At 70.1% G+C, this 19426-nt stretch carries 5 protein-coding genes; 3 read left to right on the top strand and 2 right to left on the bottom strand.

Annotated elements, in window-relative coordinates:
* The first annotated feature begins 320 nt into the window (after window positions 1-320).
* On the top strand, window positions 321-1586 hold the full coding sequence (locus GXY15_14785; protein ID NLV42476.1) for a Gfo/Idh/MocA family oxidoreductase: 1266 nt from the start codon (window positions 321-323) through the stop codon (window positions 1584-1586).
* Between the two features lie 444 nt (window positions 1587-2030).
* On the opposite strand, the gene GXY15_14780 is transcribed toward GXY15_14785, so the two are convergent.
* On the bottom strand, window positions 2031-4877 hold the full coding sequence (locus GXY15_14780; protein NLV42475.1) for a hypothetical protein: 2847 nt from the start codon (window positions 4875-4877) through the stop codon (window positions 2031-2033).
* 233 nt (window positions 4878-5110) lie between these two features.
* Here GXY15_14780 and GXY15_14775 point away from each other — a divergent pair, with 233 nt between their 5' ends.
* Both GXY15_14775 and GXY15_14770 read left to right on the top strand, forming a co-directional pair.
* Entirely contained in the window at window positions 5111-6925 is a 1815-nt protein-coding gene (locus GXY15_14775; GenBank protein NLV42474.1) for a carbamoyltransferase, read from the top strand.
* Between the two features lie 34 nt (window positions 6926-6959).
* Window positions 6960-7370, top strand: coding sequence for a hypothetical protein (locus GXY15_14770; protein ID NLV42473.1), 411 nt, complete (start codon window positions 6960-6962; stop codon window positions 7368-7370).
* A 213-nt stretch (window positions 7371-7583) separates the two neighbouring features.
* Here the strand turns inward: GXY15_14770 and GXY15_14765 are convergent, their stop codons facing one another.
* Window positions 7584-19259, bottom strand: coding sequence for a PASTA domain-containing protein (locus GXY15_14765; GenBank protein NLV42472.1), 11676 nt, complete (start codon window positions 19257-19259; stop codon window positions 7584-7586).
* Window positions 19260-19426: the final 167 nt, after the last annotated feature.

The following is a 19426-nucleotide window of genomic DNA, read 5'->3' as shown; positions in this document are numbered from 1 at the left end:
AAAGTGCGGGGTGTTCCGGGAACGGGATTGCTTCACTTCGTTCGCAATGACGGGAATAAGCGCGTCATGGCGGGCTCAGTGCGGTCCTCTCGTACCCGCAAAGTAGACGCGGCATCTTGCCGCGTTCTTTGGGCCAACGAAAACCCCAAGAACGCGGCAAGATGCCGCGTCTGCTTTGCGTCCCCCCCGCCCGGCGGTTCGGGCCGAAGGCGCGCGGTTGACCGGATATCCCTCCGGCTCCCATACTCTTCATCGGTGTTCATCACTGTTCATCGGTGGTTCCCCTCCCTCCGGAACCGTCCAACGAGAAGGAGCATCCCATGGACGCATGCAGCCGCCGCACCTTTCTGACCGCCGCCGCGCTCTCCGCAGGGACGGCATCCCTCGTCCTGCCGCGCGCCGCCCGCGCGGAGGATGTGAAGATCCGCCACGCCGTCATCGGCCTCGGCGGCCAGGGCACGCACCACGCGCGCACCCTCAGCGGGTTCCCGGACTGCGAGATCGCCGCGCTGTGCGACGTGGACCCGGAACGCCTCGCCAAGGTCGGCGAGAAGCTCCCCGGCGCGAAGCTCCACGACGACTTCCGGCGCGTGCTGGAGGACAAGAGCATTGACTCCGTGAGCGTCGCCACGCCGGACCACTGGCACACGCCGGTGGCGCTGGCGGCCCTCGCCGCGGGCAAGCATGTCTACGTGGAGAAGCCCTGCGCCCAGACCCTCCACGAGGCGCGCACGCTGCGCGACGCCGCCGCCCGCTCCGGCAAGGTGGTCCAGCAGGGCACCCAGGGCCGCAGCGGCCAGTCGCTGAAGGACGCCGTGGCGTTCATGCGCGACGGCGGCCTCGGCAAGGTGCGCGCCGCCAAGGCGATCAACCACCAGCTCCGCGAGCCCATCGGCCGCGCGCCCGAGTCGGACCCGCCCCCCGGCGTCAACTACGACCTGTGGCTCGGCCCCGCGCCCAAGCGCCCCTTCACCGCCAACCGCTGGCACTACAACTGGCACTGGTTCTGGGACTACGGCTCCGGCGACGTGGGCAACGACGGCATCCACCAGCTGGACCAGGCGCGCTGGGGCCTCGGCGGCGGGGTGCCCCACTCCGTCACCGCCACGGGCGCCCAGCTCTTCTACGACGACGACCACGAGACCCCCGACACCATGACGGCGGTCTTCGACTACGGCGACCGCCACCTCATCTACGAGATGCGCCTCTGGACCCGCTACCCCCTCGAGGGCCATGACAACGGCGTGGTCTTCTACGGCGACAAGGGCCGCCTCGACTTCGGCAGGAAGGGCTGCACGGCGACCTTCACCGACGGCGCAAAGCGCGAGTTCGGCCCCTACGGCGACTTCGACGCCCACCAGCGCAACTTCCTGGACTGCGTCAAGGCGGGCGACCCGACGGGGCTCAACGGCGGCATCGCCGAAGGCGCCGTCTCCACCGCCCTGTGCCAGCTCGCCAACATCGCCCACCGCACGGGCCGCAAACTCGCCGTGGACCCCGGCACCTGGGAAATCCCCGGCGACCCCGAAGCCATGAGGCTCTTCACCCGCGAATACCGCGAGGGCTACGGCCTGCCTGCCGTGTAGGGCGTTCCAGAGTCCGGCGGTTCCGGCGCGAACGGTCGCCTGGATCCGACGGAAACGCACCCATGGACACGTCACAAAGACGGGGCAGGCGGGACGCCCGCGGTACGGAATGTGCCGACGGGGGCAAACCGTACCGCCGCCGTCCCGGCGGCCTTGTCTTTGGGTGCCCGTCCCCGTTTCGGCTGCCCCGTTGGGGCATGATTCTTTCTGTCCGGGCAACCCAGGGCAGGCCTGGCCCTTCGGGCGGCGGCCTGGCCTGGGCTATATTCGGCAACGCTTTCAGCGTGAAAGAGAACAAGAAACAGGGGGCGAAAGAGCTCTTTGTCGGGAAGGGTGGGCGGATTTCTGGTGCGATTGTCCTGGCGATGAAGTTGCGAGACTCGAAAGGCGGTGACCAGTGGGATTGCCGCGAGGGAACACCCCGACGGTTTTCGAGAGCATTCCTCAATTCAACTCAGGGCCCTCGATGCGCTCGCCTTTTAGCTGGCGAGCCTGGTCTTCGGGCTTGAAGGTGCCGTAGAAGAGGGCGTTGGCGTCCATCCAGGTGGTGAGGCGGTCCTGGTCTTCGGCGGACAGGGCGACCTCGTGGTGGCCCGCGTCGAGGAGGGCGGTGAGGCGGCTGGCGACGGCGCCGAAGCGGCCGGGCGGGGTTTCGGGTTCGCTGTTTTCCTGGAGGCCGGCCCAGGCGGTGTAGGCGACGAGGGGGCCGAGGGCGTTGTAGGACTTGGAGAACGCCCCTTCGGGGTCGCCGGTGAGGACGGGCGGGGCGGCCTGCGGGCCGCCATCGTGGCAACGCACGCAGTTCCGGTCGAGGACGGGCTGCACGAGGATCGGGTAGCTGAGGGGCTTGGACCCGTCGGGGCCGGGGGTGAGGACGGAGGGTTCGCGGCGCGCGGCGAGGGTCGCGGCGGCGGGGGGCGGGGTGCCGTGGCGGGACTCGTGGCAGCCGACGCAGGAGGCCTTTTCCCCCGGCTGGAGGTAGGTCACGCTGCGCATGGTCTGGAGGGCGCGGCCGCGTTCGTCGAGAATCTGGAAGTGCAGGGGGATGCGCGCGGGGGCGCGGAAGTACGCGGAGCCGTCGGCCTCAACGGGCACGGTGCCGAGGACCTGTTTCCCCGGCGAGGCGCTGGCCAGGCCGACCATGGGCTGGTTGGCGTTGGGCGTGGTCTTGGGCAGCACCTGCACGATGCGGAGCTGTTTCACGGACCCGGGCGCGATGCCGTAATTGCCGCGCGCCACGTCCTGCAGGTAGAAGACCCCCTCGTCGCCGAGGGCGGCGTCGGTCTCGTCGGGGAGGACCGGCGGGCGGGGCCGGGGACGCAGCGGCGCGGCCCAGAGGCTGGAGATGTTCGGGTCGCGGTAAAGCAGCTCGCGGTTGCCGTCGGCGTCGGCGAGGTAGAGGCCGAACTGGTTGGCCGGGTTGGCGGCGGGCTCGCCGATGAGGCCGTCGTAGCTGTACGAAACGAGGAAGACCGTCTCGGACAGGGGCGTCGGGCTCTTGTAGCAGTGGCCGGGCCAGCGGCGGTCCTCCTCCGGGGTCAGGTACTCGGCGGGGCTGCCGGGGGCGTGCCAGTTGGCCGGGGGCACGATGGTCTCGCTCTCGGGGAAGGGGGCGTCGGGCGTGAGGCGGCGCAGGGGCGCCTCATTCTCCAGCCCGAGGCGGCGGTCCACCAGCACGACGGAGCCCGCCGTCATGGCGTGGTGCGCGGCGGCGGTGGCCATGACCAGCGGCGACCCGGGCACCTGCCGCGCCTCCCACACGCCCACGGGGTTGAACGTGTTGTTGCCGTAGTAGGCGCCGGGCGACGACCCGTCGGGGCGCGTCATCCAAAGCTGCTGGTAGTGGACGGCGTTGCGGTCCACATAGTCCCAGCGCGTGTAGACCACGCGGCCGTCGGCCAGCACCGCCGGGTCCCACTCGTTCGTCTCGTGGAACGAGACGGGGTGCGGGTTGGCGCCGTCGGCGTCGGCCACGGCGAGGGTGTACACGTCGCAGGGCCCGCCGCCGCAGCGGTGGAATCCGCCGCGCCGCGTGGAGACGAACAGGATCTTCCCGCTGGGCAGCTCGCGGGGCGAGAAGTCGTCATACGCCCCGTCGGTCAGCTGCCGCAGGCCGGAGCCGTCCGGCCGGATCTCGTAGAGGTGGTAGTGCCTCGCGCGGGTCTCCGGCGTGGGCTCCCACGCGGGCACGGACGGCGACGCGCACCACGCGAAGAGGATGCGGTCCGCGTCGTGGGTCGGCTCGGGGTGCATGAAGTTGCCGTCGGGGAAGAGGCCGTCCGTCAGGGGGCGGCAGGCCATGGATTCGCCGGGGCTCTCCAGCACGAAGAGCCCGCCGCCCGCGCGGGCGAGGCGGCCGTAGACCTGCGTGAGCTGGTGGCTGAAGGCGGACGGCACATGCTTCGCGAAGAGGATGGGGCCGGTCTGCGCGAGGGGGTCCGACAGCATCAGACGCCGCCGCGCCCAGTGCGTCCGCCGCCACAGGTCCTCCCAGCGCGGGTCGCCGTCCGGCGGCGCGACCGCCGTGAGGGCCGCGTGGGCGGCCTCCAGGGCGCGCCACTCCGCCAGCAGGGCGTCCGGCGGCGACGCCAGCCGCGCGACGAGGGCATTGCCCTGCGCGAGGACGCGGGACACCGCCACGGCATGCGTCACGGGCTCGCGCGCCGCGCCGATGCCGTCGCGCAGCCGCCAGTCGTGCTCAATGAGCGCGCGCTCCAGACCGGGGCGCGGCGCCGGGGACACGGGGGGCGGGAACACCTCCGCCGCGGGCGGCGGCGTCAGCGGGACCAGAAGCGTCTCCGCGCCCAAAGCCAGCGCGGCGCTCCGCCACTGGACCACGCACTCGCCGGGGCCGCCGACGACACGCAGGCGGAGAATGCCGTCTCCGTCCCCGGGGACGGCGGCGTCCAGCCGCAGCGTCTGCCCGGCGGTGAGTTCCTGGAGCGCGGGGTCCGGGTCAAACGACATGCCGACCCGGGCCGACCGGCCCTCGGACAGCGTCACCTCGGCGCGGCAGGGCGTCCCGGCGGGAACCCCGCCGACGGGGACTTCGATCACCACCTCCTCGCCCCGGCGCAGGCACGCGGCGAAGGCGGCGCCGCCCAGCGCGGCGACCTGCGGCCCCTCCGCCCCGGCGACCAGATAGAACCCGCAGGTGGCGGGCCCCGGCGCGGGCGCGGGCGCGCCGTCATAAAACACCCGGGGCGTGCCGAGAACGGGCGCATCAGCGGCCAGGACGCACACGGGAAACACCGCCAGCACAAGACAGCAAAGAACGGTTCGCAGAAACATGACAACCTCCAAGGTCTGCCACCAACCGCTCCAGTGTACACCAAACCCCGCCGGAACAGGGCACGCCGCAGGCGGCCGGTGGACGAAGTGGACAGGGTGGACGACGTGGACAGCGTAGAGGAGATTGAACCGATGCCCCCGCGCCGGAATCCCGCCGGGCGGCCGGCCGTTTACTTGGACGCGGCCGCGCGGGTACAATGGCGTCTTCATGGGCGGCAGACGGAAAGAACCGCATGTACATTCTCGGCATATCGGCGTTTTACCATGACAGCGCGGCGGCGCTGCTGCGCGACGGCGAGATCGTCGCGGCGGCGCAGCAGGAGCGCTTTTCGCGGCGGAAGCACGACCCGCGCTTTCCGAAGGAGGCGGCGGACTACTGCCTGGCCGAGGCGGGGATCACGCTGGACGAGGTGGACGCGGTCGCGTTCTACGACAAGCCGCTGGTGAAGTTCGAGCGGCTCCTGCTGACCTATGCCGCCCTCGCCCCGAAGGGCATCCGCTCGTTCTACGAGCAGGTGCCGTCGTGGCTCTCGGAAAAGCTCTTCATGCGCGGCACGCTCCGCAAGGAGCTGGGATACAAGGGGAAGGTCTACTTCTCGACGCACCACCTGTCCCACGCGGCGTCGGCGTTCTTCCCCTGCCCGTGGGAGGAGGCCGCCTTCATCACCGTGGACGGCGTGGGCGAGTGGGCCACCACGACCTACGGCGTCGGCCGGGGCAACAGGGTGGAAATCCTCAAGGAGATCACCTTCCCCCACTCGCTGGGGCTGCTGTACTCGGCCTTCACGTACTTCACGGGGTTCCGGGTGAACAGCGGCGAGTACAAGCTCATGGGCCTCGCGCCCTACGGCGAGCCGCGCTACGCGGACATCATCCGCCGCGAGCTGGTGGACCTCCGCGACGACGGGTCGTTCCGCCTGAACATGAAGTATTTCGACTACTGCGCGGGCCTGCGCATGACGAACGCGGCCTTCGCCGGGCTCTTCGGCGGGCCGGAGCGCAGGCCGGAGACGAAGATCACGCAGCGCGAGATGGACCTCGCCCGGTCGGTGCAGGAGGTGACGGAGGAGATCATGCTGAACATGGCCCGCCAGGTCCACAAGGAGACCGGGGCGCGGCACCTGGCCCTCGCGGGCGGCGTGGCGCTGAACTGCGTGGCCAACGGGCGGCTCCTGCGCGAGGGGCCCTACGAGGATGTGTGGATCCAGCCCTGCGCGGGCGACGGCGGCAACGCCCTGGGCGCGGCCCTGAGCGTGTGGCACCAGTGCCTGGACCAGCCGCGCACGCCGGACCCCCGGCGACAGAAGGCCACCTATCTCGGGAACACCTTCTCCGACGAGGAGATCGGCCGCTTCCTCAAGGAGCGGAACATCCCCCACAAGCACTATTCCATGGACGAGATTCCGGACGTGGTCGCGGGGATCATCGCCGGGCAAAAGGTCGTGGGGTGGTTCCAGGGGCGCATGGAGTTCGGCCCGCGCGCCCTCGGCGCGCGCAGCATCCTCGGCGACCCCCGGTCCCGCGAGATGCAGTCGGTCCTCAATCTCAAGATCAAGTTCCGCGAGTCCTTCCGCCCCTTCGCCCCGTCGGTCATGGTGGAGCACGCGGACGAGTGGTTCGACCTGCGCGGCCACGAGAGCCCCTACATGCTGCTCGTGGCGGACGTGCTGCCGGACCGCCTGCGGGCGCTGACGGAGGAGGAGACCGCCGCCCAGGGCTTTGACAAGCTCAAGGTGGTGCGGTCGGAGATTCCCGCGGTGACCCATGTGGACAACTCGGCGCGCATCCAGACCGTGCGGCGGGAGGACAACCCCGCCTACCACGCCCTGCTGGACGCCTTCCGCCGAAAGACCGGGTGCCCGGTCCTCATCAACACGTCGTTCAACGTGCGCGGCGAGCCCATCGTGCGCACGCCCGAGGAGGCCTACACCTGCTTCATGCGCACGCACATGGACTTCCTGTGTCTCGGCGGCTACGTGCTTGACAAGACGGAGCAGGCCCCCTGGAAGGACGAGTCGGACTGGAAGGCGGAGTTTGAGCTGGACTAACACGCGGGGGAACACCCCCCACGGACGGTGAAGAATGAAGAAGCCGGACATATCGGACAGAAACGAGCAGCGTAAATTTGGGCTGGTCATGGCTGCGGCCATCATCGTGCTGGGCCTCGTGCGCTGGGCATTCCACGGGTTCCACGGCGTGCCGTGGGCCTTTTTCGCCGTGGCCGCCGTCTTCGCCGTCCTCGGACTCGCCGCGCCCGGCCTGCTGAAGCCTGTCTTCGCCGGGTGGATGAAGTTCGCCGAGGGCGTCAACTGGGTCATGACCCGCCTCATGCTCGGCATCGTCTTCTACGGCATGCTCACCCCCACGGGGTTCATCATGCGCATGATGGGCAACGACCCCCTCAAACAGCGCCGCGCCGCCCCGGACCAGTCCTACTGGGAGACCCCCGAACCCCAGCCCTCCACGGAAGAGCAGTTCCGGCAGATGTTCTGAGCGGGGGACACGCCCCTCGCCACAGACAACGCCCCGGCCCCCCCCACGCCAGCCCGTCGGACCCGTCAGACAAGTCCGACCCGTCCGACAGGTCTGACTTGTCCGACCGATTGGTCTGATCGGTCCGATCCGACCGATCAGTCCGATTCCCTCCCAAAAAGAGCACCGCCCGCCGGGGCATCCCCCCGGCGGGCGGCTTGATTCAGTCATTCACTACGGCATCCGGCGGCGTCCCGCGGCGGCCAGCAGCGTCAGCGCCAGCCCGCCCAGGAACAGGTCGCCGAGGCGCGACTTCAGGCCGTCCACGGTCATGTCGGACTTCTTGCAGCCGCACCCGCAGCCGGTCTCGGCGCCCAGCTCCTCTGCGGACAACTGGCCGTCCCCGTCGGTGTCGAGGGCGTTGAAGACGAGCTGCGTCACCGACGGCACGGCCGCCTGCGCCTCGCCGAAGCTCAGGGAGCCGTCGCCGTCCGTGTCGGCGTCCTCAAACATCCCCGCCAGCGACGCCCGCGCGGCGTCCGAAACCGCCTGATCCACGCCCTTGCTCACCACGAGGGCCACCGCCGCGCCGGGGGGCGCCTGCGCGCCGGCGGCCGGATCCTGGCTGATGACGGACCCGGCGGGCACCGTGTCGCTGAAGGCCTCGGTCACCGCGCCGACCGTGAGGCCCGCGCCGGTGATCGCCGCCTCGGCGGCGGACTGCGTCATCCCGGCCACATTCGGCACCGTCAGAGGGCACGGCCCGCTCGAAACGTGCAGATTCACCGCCGCGCCCGGGGCCACCACCGTGCCCGCCGCCGGATCGGTGCGGACCACGCGCCCCTCGGGCACCGTGTCACTGCACTCCCCGGTGGTCTGGCCCACGGTGAGCCCGTCGCCGGTGATCATGCCTTCGGCAACAGTCCCGGTCATGTAGGCCGTGTCGGGCACGGCCACCCCGTCCGCGGGATTGGGGCCCTTGGACAGGAGAATGTTCACCGGCGTGGCGGCGGCGACCATCGCCCCGGCGGCGGGATTCTGGCGGATGACCTGCCCGGCGGGCACGGTCTCGCTGTACGCCTCGGTCACCGCGCCGAGCGAGAGCGACACGTCCGTGAGCGCCGTCGCGGCCTGCGCCTGCGTCATCCCGGCGAGGCCGGGCACCTCAATGTCGCCCGCAGGCGCCGGGCCCTTGGACACTTCGAGGTCCACCGCCGTTCCCGGCGGCACCTCCGCGTCCGCGGCGGGGTTCTGGCTGATCACCCGGCCGACGGGGATCGTGTCGCTGAAGGCCTCGACCACCTGGCCAACGGCCAGCCCCGCGCCCGTGAGGGCGGCCTCCGCGTTTGCCCGGGTCCTGCCGGTGACATCGGGCACCACGGCGGGCTCGGGGCCCCTGCTCACGGTGAGGTTCACCGCCGTCCCGGCGGCCACCTTCACGTCTGCGGCGGGGCTCTGGCTGATCACCTGCCCGGCGGGCACGGTGGCGCTGTAAACCTCCGAGACCGTGCCGAGGGACAGTTCGGCGGCGGTGAGCGCCGCGCCCGCCTGCGCCTGGGTCATCCCGGCGAGGTTCGGCACGGGAATGTCGCCCGCCGGCGCGGGGCCCTTGGAGACTTCCAGGGCGACCGCCGCGCCGGGAAGGACCGGGGTCCATGCGGCGGGGTTCTGGCTGATGACGGACCCGGCGGGCACGGTGTCGCTGTAGGACTCGGAGACCTGGCCGGCGGCCAGCCCCGCGCCGGAGAGCGCGGCGGCGGCGGCGGCCTGGGTCATGCCGGTGACATTGGGCACGGCCACGGGCAGCGGCCCCAGGCTCACGGTCACGGCGACGGCGGTCCCTTCCAGGACCTCCACGCCCGGCGCCGGGCTCTGGCCCATGACCTGTCCGGCGGGCACGGTGTCGCTGTTCACCTCCGTGACCGCGCCCAGGGTGAGGTCTGCGCCGAGCAGCACGGCCTCGGCCCCGGCGGCGGTCATGCCGGAAAGGTCGGGTACGGCGATCATGCGCACGCCCAGGCTCACGACGAAGGACACCGGCGTGCCCGGAGGCGCCTCGGTCCCCGCGGCGGGATCTTGGCTGATGACCTGTCCGGCGGGCACGGTGGCGTCATACGCCTCGGACACCTGTCCAACGGACAGATTCGCGCCGGTGAGGGCCGCCTCGGCAGCCGCCTGGGTCATGCCGGTGATGTCGGGCACGGGTACCGGCGTCGGCCCGAGGCTCAGCACCATGTGCACCATGGCTCCCGGCGCCGCGGGAGTCCCGGCCAGCGGATTCTGCTGGATGACCTCGCCCGCGGGCACGGTGTCGCTGTACTCGCTGGCGACCTGGCCGACGGCCAGCCCGGCGGCGGTGATTTCCGCCTCCGCCTCGGCCTGCGTAAGCCCCACGATGTCCGGCACCGTGACCACGACAAACTCGAGGTCGTCGCAGTCAATGACGCCGTTCTTCGGGGTGGTCAGGTCCGCCGCGTTGAACACCGCGGCAGGCAGCGCCGGATTGAACGCCTGGTACTCCGCCAGGGACACAGCGTTGTCCTCGTTCGTGTCGAGGGCGAACAGTGGGTCGAGGGCGGTCCAGGTGGACACCTCGAACTCCGGCATGGAGGCCCGGTCGTCGCCGTTGGTGTCGAGCTGGCCCCAGTTGTTCATCTGGATCCCGATGAAGCCGGTGAGATCCTGGAACTCCTGCTTCGTGAGGTGGCCGTCGGCGTCGGGGTCGCCCGCGAAGAGCTGCAGCATGCGGAAGACGCTCAGGCGCGCGCCGATCTCGCAGAGCGGCGGGACATAGCCCACCTCCTCCGGGCTCAGCTCGCCGCTCTCGTCCGTGTCGAGGGCGTCGAAGTCCTCGGGCCACAGGCCGGGATAGCCCGCCAGCGCCTCGTCCCACGACAGGCCGCCGCTGGCGTCCGTGTCCAGCGCGTCGAAGGCCGCCAGGAGCGCGGCCATGGCCGCGTCAAGCGGGTCCTCGCCCGCCGGGTCGGTGCCGGTGGACACGGCGATGTGTATCTGGGAGTCCTTCGCCACCGTCGTGCCCTGGGTCGGGTACTGGCGCAGCACCTTGCCCTTGTCGGCGTCGTCGCCTGTCTGCTCGTAGCGGACCAGGCCGAGGGCCAGCCCCTCGCTGACAAGCCGGTACTCCGCGTCGGAGTAGGCACCGATGGGGTAGGAGTATTCGGCCATGTCGGTGCCGGGCGGCGGCTCGACCCGGGGGGCGTAGGCCTTGCCCACGACATTGGGCGTCGTGACCGGCCCGGGCACGAACACGGGCTCCACGATGTGGCCGGACGACAGGGGCACGGTGATCGAGGGCTGCGCGCCCTTGGTCGGCACCGCCGCGCCGTCGAGCTTCCAGTGGGAGAACACGTAGGTGCCGTAGACGGGCGTCGTGGTGAGGGTGACGGTGCCCGCTGAAGCGTACTGGCGGAAGAACTCGCGGTAGCCGCCGGTCTTTCCGTCCACCACGTCGGGAACGCTGACATCCACCCGCGGCGACACCCCGCCGCCGGAGGCGACGTAGATGTCCGAGACGTTCGCGGGCTTCGGCGTGTAGCTGAGCAGGAAGGCCAGCCGCAGGCTGTTCACCGTGAACCCGTCGCGGTAGGGGCTGTCCAGCCGGATCTCGATGTCGGCCCACGCGGACGGCACGCAGTAATAGAACTGGTTCTCCTCCAGCCCGATGAAGTCGAGCATGGAGTCCGCCTCGCTGCTCAGGGTGGACTCGGTCCACGACCCGTTGTAGTTCGTGTAGCGCGCCTTCCACTGGAGCGGCGTCGCGTCGGGCTTGGCGTAGTGCTGGAACTTCAGCACCTTCCCCCGCGACCGCATGCGCGACACCCCGCTGTGCGTGTACGAGATGTCCAGATAGGCGTTGTCCGGGTCGCCCCCGGCGTAGCCCGCCGTGACCGCATCGGTGACCAGGCCGCGGATGCGGTGGTTGTCCTCCCCGAGGGAGAGGATGCCGAGCTGCTGGAGGTTGATGGTGAGGCGCTTGCGCCGGTTGAGGGTGTCCAGCTGCTCCGGCGAGAGGGCGTAGGTCAGCGGCAGCTCCTGGTCCACCCCCGCGGCGTTCGCGTCGTCCACGAAACGCTCGACCACGGCGCGCATGTCCTGCTCGAACGGCACCTTGAGGGTTTCCACCTCGTCGGCCGTGAGCACGGGCCCGTGGCGCAGCTCCGGGTTCATGGGGTCGGGCTCGGCCAGTTTCTGCATGAGTGCCGTCAGGATGTCCTGCGACAGCCGGATGGGCTGGTTGTAGGGCTTCAGCGTGCGGAACTCGTAGGCCTTCGCCATGTAGTAGTGGTACTTGAGCAGGCGGTGGCGCACCCGCTGGTCGAGGTCCTTGAAGTACTGGCGCGACCGGTGGTCCTGGGACCGCGTGGTCGTGAGCAGGGACTGGCGCTGCTCGCCCAGGGCGACCAGGGTTGTTCCGAGGTCGGTGACCGCCTGGTCCAGCTCCGTGGACAGTGTTTTGTACCTGTCCGTCGCCGTCGTTTCCCGGTCCGTCAGGTCCTTGATTTTTCCGGCCAGTTCCTGGAAGGCCGCGCTCTTGGCCTTCAACTCGTCCAAAATGCGTTCCACCTTGGACTGGGGCGCGCCGTTGACGCGCACCGCCTCCTGGTACTTCACGGACTCCTGGGCCAGGGCGTCCAGCTTCGTCTTGTAGTCGCCGTAGAGGGCCGCCGCGTCCTCGCGGCTGTCTATGACCGACGGGTCTATGGCCGCGGCCGTGTTGACCACCTGGTCCAGGGCGTTCCCGTAGCGGTCGAGCTGCATGTTCAGCCCGAACTCCACCCCGTTGTCGGCGAGCTGGGCCGCGCTTTCCCAGGAGAAGTCCTGCACGAGGTCTATCGCCCCGCCGAGAAGCTGTGTCTCCGGCAGGGGGATCACCTTGAGCAGCGAAGTGGTCACCTTGAGCGCCTTCTTCCACCACGGGTCCTCGGCCTCCTCCTGCGCGCGCTCGCGCAGCTTGGTCTCCAGAATGGCGCTCTCGGCCTCCAGATTGGCCTTTTCCACGGCCAGCGCCTGCGCGCCCGTCGCCAGCCCGGGCAGTTCGGCGCGCTTGCGGTTGATCGTGGACTGGAGGGATGTGATTTGCCGCTCATACTCGGTGATTTTTGCGTTGATCGAGGCGACGTTCGTCTCCTTGCGGTGCTCCTCGTCCTCGATCCACTTGGAGAGGAACAGGGTGCGCACGGCGCTCTCGTACTCGTCGCGGAAGAGGGTGGCGTTCGCCTCGAAGGAGAGCATGGGCGTCCATCCGGGCGGGTTGCCGAAGTAGTCCAGCCCCGCGGCGGCCCGCTCGTAGATGACCTGCAGCTCCCCGGCCAGCGTCTCCAGAATCCGCGCCTCGTCGGCGGCGGGCGGGTGGTAGGCCAGGCGCCCGTAGATGCGGTTCAGGTACTCCATGGCCGTCCTGCGCACCCGCAGCGTGTTCCCGTTCAGGTACAGATCCTTCAGGTGCATGAGGGCCGGCTGGAGCACCTCCGGGCAGATCCAGGCGTCCTCGGCACCGGCCGGGGTGTGTTCAAGCGGAGGCGCCGGGTTCCCCCGGATCAGACCGCCCTGCGTCTCGTCCTGGAGCTGCGTCTGGTTCGGATCCTCATTCCGGTACCAGTACACCTCCCAGTCGTCCTTCTTCCGGTGGTTCAGCTGGAGTCCCTGGCTTTCGGCGAGCGCCCGCGTGGCCCCGGAGGGGCCGGTGGCGTCGGGGTCGCCGATCCACAGCCAGAACCCGGGGTCCGGCACGGGCATGTCGCCCACAACGGGGACATCCGGGTCAAGCGTCCCGGGGTCGCCATAGTCGGCGTCAATGAGCGCGGCGAACTGGCTGAAGGGCGCCAGGAGCGTCCCGTAGTCGCCGCCTTTCCCCGGCGCGCCCCGCGCGATGATGGGGGTGTGGGGCGTGGGCCAGACCGCCGCGCCGCGCGCCTCGGTCACGTCGGCGTTGTGCAGGTAGATGACGCGCCCCACCATCTCCGTGCGCGTGGCGCTGTCCACCCCCGCGTTCTTCACCTTGTCCTGCCAGCCGAAGGACGACGGGCCCCTTACCTCGACGACGCCGCCGCTCACGCCGTCCTGCCCGGCGCCGCCGTCCTGTCCGCGCGCGCCGTGGAGGACAAAGCGCTTGACGGAGCCGCTGTTGTCAAAGGCGCAGTGCTCTATGTTGAGGAAGAGGTCCCCGCTGTCCTGCCCGTTGAAGCCGGCGGACCCGGTGGCCGGGGCGGTGGTGATGGCGTAGGGGGTCAGGTCAATCCGCCCGGGGTTTCCGGGGAGGTCCTCGAAAACCAGGTTTCGGGCCGTGATCGTCACCCGCGCCCCGGGAATGCGCAGCGTGCCCGCCACCACCACGTTCTCCGCGAACAGGGTGACGCTGTACAGGTCGCGGACCGCGCTGGCGTCCAGCTCGTTGAACAGGTTGTTCTCGTGCCCGTCCTGGATGCGCAGGGTCTTCCCGCTGATGCGCAGGTTCCTCACCTCGACTTTGGGCATCGCGTTCCACGTCCGCGTCATGTGGATGTCTTCGGAGATCGTGATGTAGTCCCGCGAGTTCTCGTCCGGGATGAAACTGTCCGGATTGTCCGGCTTCACCGTGTCGTCCTCGGTCACCGGACCCGCCACCGGGTACACCGTCACGGCCTGGCAGACAGGGTCGCCGCCGGGCGGCGTGGCGCAGAAGGTCACCTGGAAGGACTCCACATCCGTCTCCGCCGCCGTGTAGGTGAACACGCCGGAGGACGGGTTGAACGTGATGGGGCCGTCGGGCGCGCCGCTCAGGGTGTAGGACAGCACCGTGCCCGGGGGCATGTCCTCCGGCACCAGCACCTGCACCGCCGTGCGCTGCCCCTGGACCGCCGTGATCTCGGGGATGAGCCCCAGGGTGTACTGCTCCACGCGGAAGTAGTAAATGTTGACGGTCGAGCCCCGGCCGGCCGAAACCACCGCGTCAAACGGGGCCACCGGGAGCCACCCCTCCACATCCTCGCAAATAATTCGGACCACGCCGGGCCGCACGTTGGAAATGGACTGCCCCGAGTTCGCCCAGGCATAGCCCTCCACGCGCCACCGCGCGCCCGCCGCCGCCGCCTCCGGCGGGTTGGCGATGCCGGTCACGCTGCCGGGGTGCAGCAGCTCGTTGACCCCCACCTCCGGCAGCGGCTCATAGCGCATCACCACGTCCGCCGTCTCGCCCGGATTGATCGTCACCCGGTTGTTCTGCGGGCTGAGGTAGCCGTTGACCACCGGGGTGAACACGTCGTAGACCCCCGGCGGAATGTCCGGGATGGTCTCTCCGGACGCCGCCACCCGCTGGTCGGGCGCGTAGATCCAGAAGTCGCCCGCCACGGGGGCGCCGTCGCGCTCGAGCGAGACGCGCAGGGCGCCCGCCTGGGTGAACACCACGGCGACCTCCTCGATTTCCCCCTGGCGGACCCAGACGTTCTGCCGCGCGGGCGGCGTCCATCCGGAGGGCGGATTGAACTCGATGATGTAGTTCTTCTCCACCTGGACCATGTCCGTGTAGGCGGCGCCGCCGTCCTGCCACGGCATGGCGGCCTCGCTGGTCAGTTTCCACTGCGCCCCCGCGGCGGCGGCCGCCGCCGGGAAGATGTTCACGCGCACCCCGCCGCGCTCCCCCTGGACGAAATAATAATCAGCCTCATTCAGGACGTCCGGCAGGACCTCGGGCGCCGCGGAATACGACGGGTCCGGGACCCAGCCGTTCATGTTGTTGTGCGAGAGCGGGTTGACCCCGAGCGCCACGTTGCCGCGCGTGGCCCCGCTTGCGGTGTAGTTCAGCGAGCGCGGGAGGGCATTCCACTGCACGCCCGCAGTGACGGCCGCCGCCGGAAAAATGTCCACTTTCAGCTGCCCCTTCGCCGCCGGGACGGTCGCGCAAACGCCCGCCCAGTCCGAAGCGCAGGCCCAGCTGATGCCGTTCTCATAGCTGCCGCCCGTGACCGCCTTGCCGGTCACCAGCGCGCCGCCCCCGAGCAGGGCCTTGGACTCCGCCTGCCCCTTCCAGAGCAGGACCAGGTCCCGGTCCTCGTGGTTTGTCGCGGTGTCCAGGTTCGGTGAAAAATCGCCCGAAGCCACACTCATCACGTCAAGGTACAGGCCGTCGCTCGGAACCACTTCGGGACCGCCGTGGGAGGCCGACGGCGCGGTTCCGGAATGCGTGGAAGAAGACAGCGGCGCGGCCAGGTCCACATCGTTCAGGAACAGGCACACGGCCTGCATGGAGAAGGCCGCGCTGGTGCCGCCGAAGAGCACCGTGACCACATTGCCCTCCGTCTCCTGCGTGTTCGGGTTCTTCAGGTAGTACATCGCCGCGCGCACGGCGCCGTTGGCTCTCTCGGCCCAGAGGGTGTAGGTGCCCTGGTCCTGGTCCAGGGTGACGGTGGGGGCGGCATAGTCCGCCTGCCAGGTCAGCGCCACCACTGAGAAGTCGGGCAGCGGCCGCGGCAGGGCGATGTCGAAATTCGTGAGGCCGGTGGTGTCGCCCTCCCAGAAGCTCTGGCCGACCACGCGCGGCGTGCCCCACGGCTCGTACCGCACCGTGTGGGTCCGGGTCTCGTTGTGGGCGACAAACACGTCCAGCACCGGCGCGCGCCACCCCTCCAGTTCGGAGAACTCCACCGTCCGGCTGCCCGCCGCTGCTTCCGCAGTGTCCTCCAGGGTGTACCACGTCTCCGTGCCGGCAAAGCGCCACAACGGGTTCTGCGCCGCCGCCTCGGGGGGCTCCACGATGAAGTTGACGTTTCCGTGCTGGTTCCAGGTGACGGTATGGGGGTTCGTGGCCCCCTCGGTGACCGTATAGCAGGCCGTCGCGGGCGCGTCATAATCCCCGTAGCCGGAGGCCCCGGTGAATTCGAGCTCCACGCAGCCCCGGTTCACGTCCTGCGCCGTGATCCCGGTGTAGGTGTACCCGTCCCCGTGCCAGGTGTCCTCGGGCGTGCGCCCCTTCACCCGCCAGGTCGCCCCCCCCTGCGCGGCGTTCTCCGGCAGGATGAACACGCGGATTCCCGTCGCGGCCAGGGGCGCGTAGTGCAGCGTCCGCGAGACCGTCTCCCCCTCCGCCACCTCCACCCACAGCTCCTCCGGGTCCGTGAGCCGGTAGTCCGGGGGCTCGGCCACCGTGAGCTGCTGCCAGCCGCACAACGACGCGGCCGACGCCCCGGAGGCGAAACTGCCCGTCGAGCCCGCCACCTGCCACAGCATCTCGGGGCGCGCCGCCAGCGCGGGCGGGTCTATGGTCACGGTCACCGTCCCCGTCGCGTGGGGGACCATCCCCTCCGCGCCGCCCCAGAACCGGCTCACAATGAAGGTGGGGCCCTGGGCCGCGGCGGGCAGTCCGCCCACGTCGGCCAGGGAGGTATACCCCACGAAGCTCTGATTCACCGCGCCCGCGGCGTTGTAGCCCTTCTGCCACCACAGCCAGGCGGGGTTCATCACCGGCGACGTGGTGTGCGTGTCCAGCGAGGCCGTGCCGCTCGCCTTGACCGCCCCGCAGAGCGTGTCCCACTGCGTCGCGCCGGTCAGCGTGTTGAGCACGTTCGCCGGCGAGGCGGTCCCCCCGCCGCCCGCCGTGTTCGGATAGGGGGGATGTCCGCCGAGGCCCAGGGCCGCCGAGTCCACATTCCGGAACAGCATCACCGAGCCCCACACCCGCGTCTCCCCGACGCCGTAGTCCAGGTCCCACACGCTCGTTGCGGGAATCGTGGTGTTGGAGCGCGCGAACAGGGTGGAGCGCGCCGAATCCGACTGCGCGTCGGCGCTGCGCGCCCACTGGGTCAGCTCCACCGTCCCGCTGTGGGCGGCGGAGACCGCCGTGCCCGAGGGGGACCCCATCGCAACCACCAGCAGTTCGGCGGCGTAGTCGGCGGGGTCCGCCGGCAGCTGCGCGCGCACCTCAAGGTTGCCGTGGCTGTCCGTCACCCCCTCGAAGGAGAGCATCTGGAAGGGGTGGGGGATGCCCGACAGGGAGAAGGAGGCGCGCTCCGTGTTCACGACATCCGGGGCGACCACCACCCAGCGGGGCGACGGCGCCTGGAACCGGCGCGCGTCCGGATTGAAAAACTCCATCCAGTGGTAGCCCGCGGACACCAGCGGCACCTGCTCGCCCGCCGGGTGCCATTCCCGCCCGTCGATCCGCCACAGGGCGGGCTCGCCGATATGCGCCGTGTTGAGCACGGTCTGGAGGTCCCCCCGTCCCGCGTCCGGCAGGACGACAAGCATCAGCTCCCAGGCCCGCTCCGTCGCCGCCACGTCCCAGGTGAGCAGTGCGTCGTCCAGCTCCGGCTCAAACGGACGCACCGCGCCCACCGAGGCGAAGCCGTCCCCCGGCGCGGGGCTGTTCCAGAGCTGGGTGTGCGTGGGGTCCGTCACCCCGCCGAGCGGCCCGCCGCTCGAAAGGACGGAGAACACCACCTCGCCGTTCACCGGCTCATCCTGGGGGTCGAAGGCATAAGACGCGGACACGCCGGTCCCGGAGACGGTGGAAGGGGCCGGGAACGCCGCCGTGGCGGCCCAGGGGTCGCTGAACGCGGCCAGGTCCACGCCGCGCAGGAACACCAGGTTCAGCGTGCAGGGCACATCGGACGTCCCGTCCGCCGGCGTGACCACAACCCCGCCGTCATAGTGCGCCCCCGCAAGGAGCTGGGGGCGTTTCATGAAATAGACCCGCGTGTGCACGCCCGTCTCCGCCGCAGAGGGGGACTCGAACAGTTGCGTGGGCGCGGAATGCTGGGGATAGGCGCTCAGGCCCGAATCCGGCCAGGAAACCGTCAACGCGCCGTCATGCCCCGCCGAAAGCGTCATCAGCACCAGCTCGCCCTCCCAGGGCGTGTCGCCGGACAGGGGCAGGGCAAACCCGCCCGCCGCCGTGGCCGTGCCCTGGAAGCTCGCCGTGCCCACCACCTCCGGCGTGCCCTCGCGCTGGTAGCGGGCCGTCACCGTCGCCAGTGCGTCCGGCGGCACCTCCGCCGTCAGCGAGGGCGTCCTGTAGCCCGGAACGTCCGTGAAATCAACGGGCCAGCTCCCCGAAGGCTCCCCGCTGAGAAGCGCGCCGGAGGCCAGCCAGCCCCCGCCCTCAATGCGCCAGCGCGCCCCCGCGTTGCGCGCGGCCTGCGGCGTGATCTCCATCTGCAGGGAACCGAAGGCCCTCGGGCGCAACGGCACCATGAACATGGAATACTCGCCCGTGACCCCCGCCCAGCCGAAGGTTTCGCTGGGCAGCGTGTCAAGCACGCGCGTTACCGACGCCACGCCGGTCATGCCGGCGCCCGACGCCCGCGACAGCTCCTCCATGTGCGGCTGGTCCGCCGCCCCCACCCCCGTTGCCGCCCCGATGAAGTTCAGCACCAGGTCGCCCCGCCGGAAACCCTCCCCGTAGGTGTACCCCACCGAGCCGGCGGCCGTCCCGCTCGACTCGCCCCAGTCACCGTCGAAGGGCGTGTCCGTGCCCGGGAAGTCCGTCATGTCCGCCCCGCGCACGCACACCGCCGTCACCACCGCGCTGAACGAGTCCTGGAAGCTGCTGCTCATGCCCACCAGCAGCTCGCCTATGGTTCCGGGGGAGGGCGCCGGCAGGCGGCGGTAATAGACCGCCGTCGTCATGTCCAGCGACGCCATGCCGTCCGTTTCGGCGATGAGCCGCGCCGAACCCCCCGGCGCCACATAGTCCACCTGCGCGCCCAGCAGCGACCCCGCGCTCACCGCCACCAGGATCATTTCCGTGCCTGGGGCGACGGTCATATCCAGCGAGATCTCATCGCCGTCGGAGGTCAGGACATGGAAGGTCTCCGACTCCAGCACCTCCAGCGGCGCGGGGGGGAACTCCTGCGCCTGCGCGGTTCCCCCGGGAACCAAGAAGGTCACCAAGGCGGCCAGCAGAAGAAGGATGGACACACTATCCGCGCGACGTGACATGAGGCTCATTGGACCGTTCTCCCGTGAAAAACACTTCCGTCAAACACACCAAGAGCGTACCACAGGAGGGCCATTTTCGCAATAGGAAATTGAGAAGAACTCCCAATTATGCGAAATGGCAGGCCCAATTGTCCGGCGGACTTTAC

This window comes from Candidatus Hydrogenedentota bacterium (assembly GCA_012730045.1).
GTDB lineage: Bacteria > Hydrogenedentota > Hydrogenedentia > Hydrogenedentales > CAITNO01 > JAAYBR01.
Note: the sequence above shows the minus strand (reverse complement) of the source record. Positions and strands in the feature narration are given on the sequence as shown.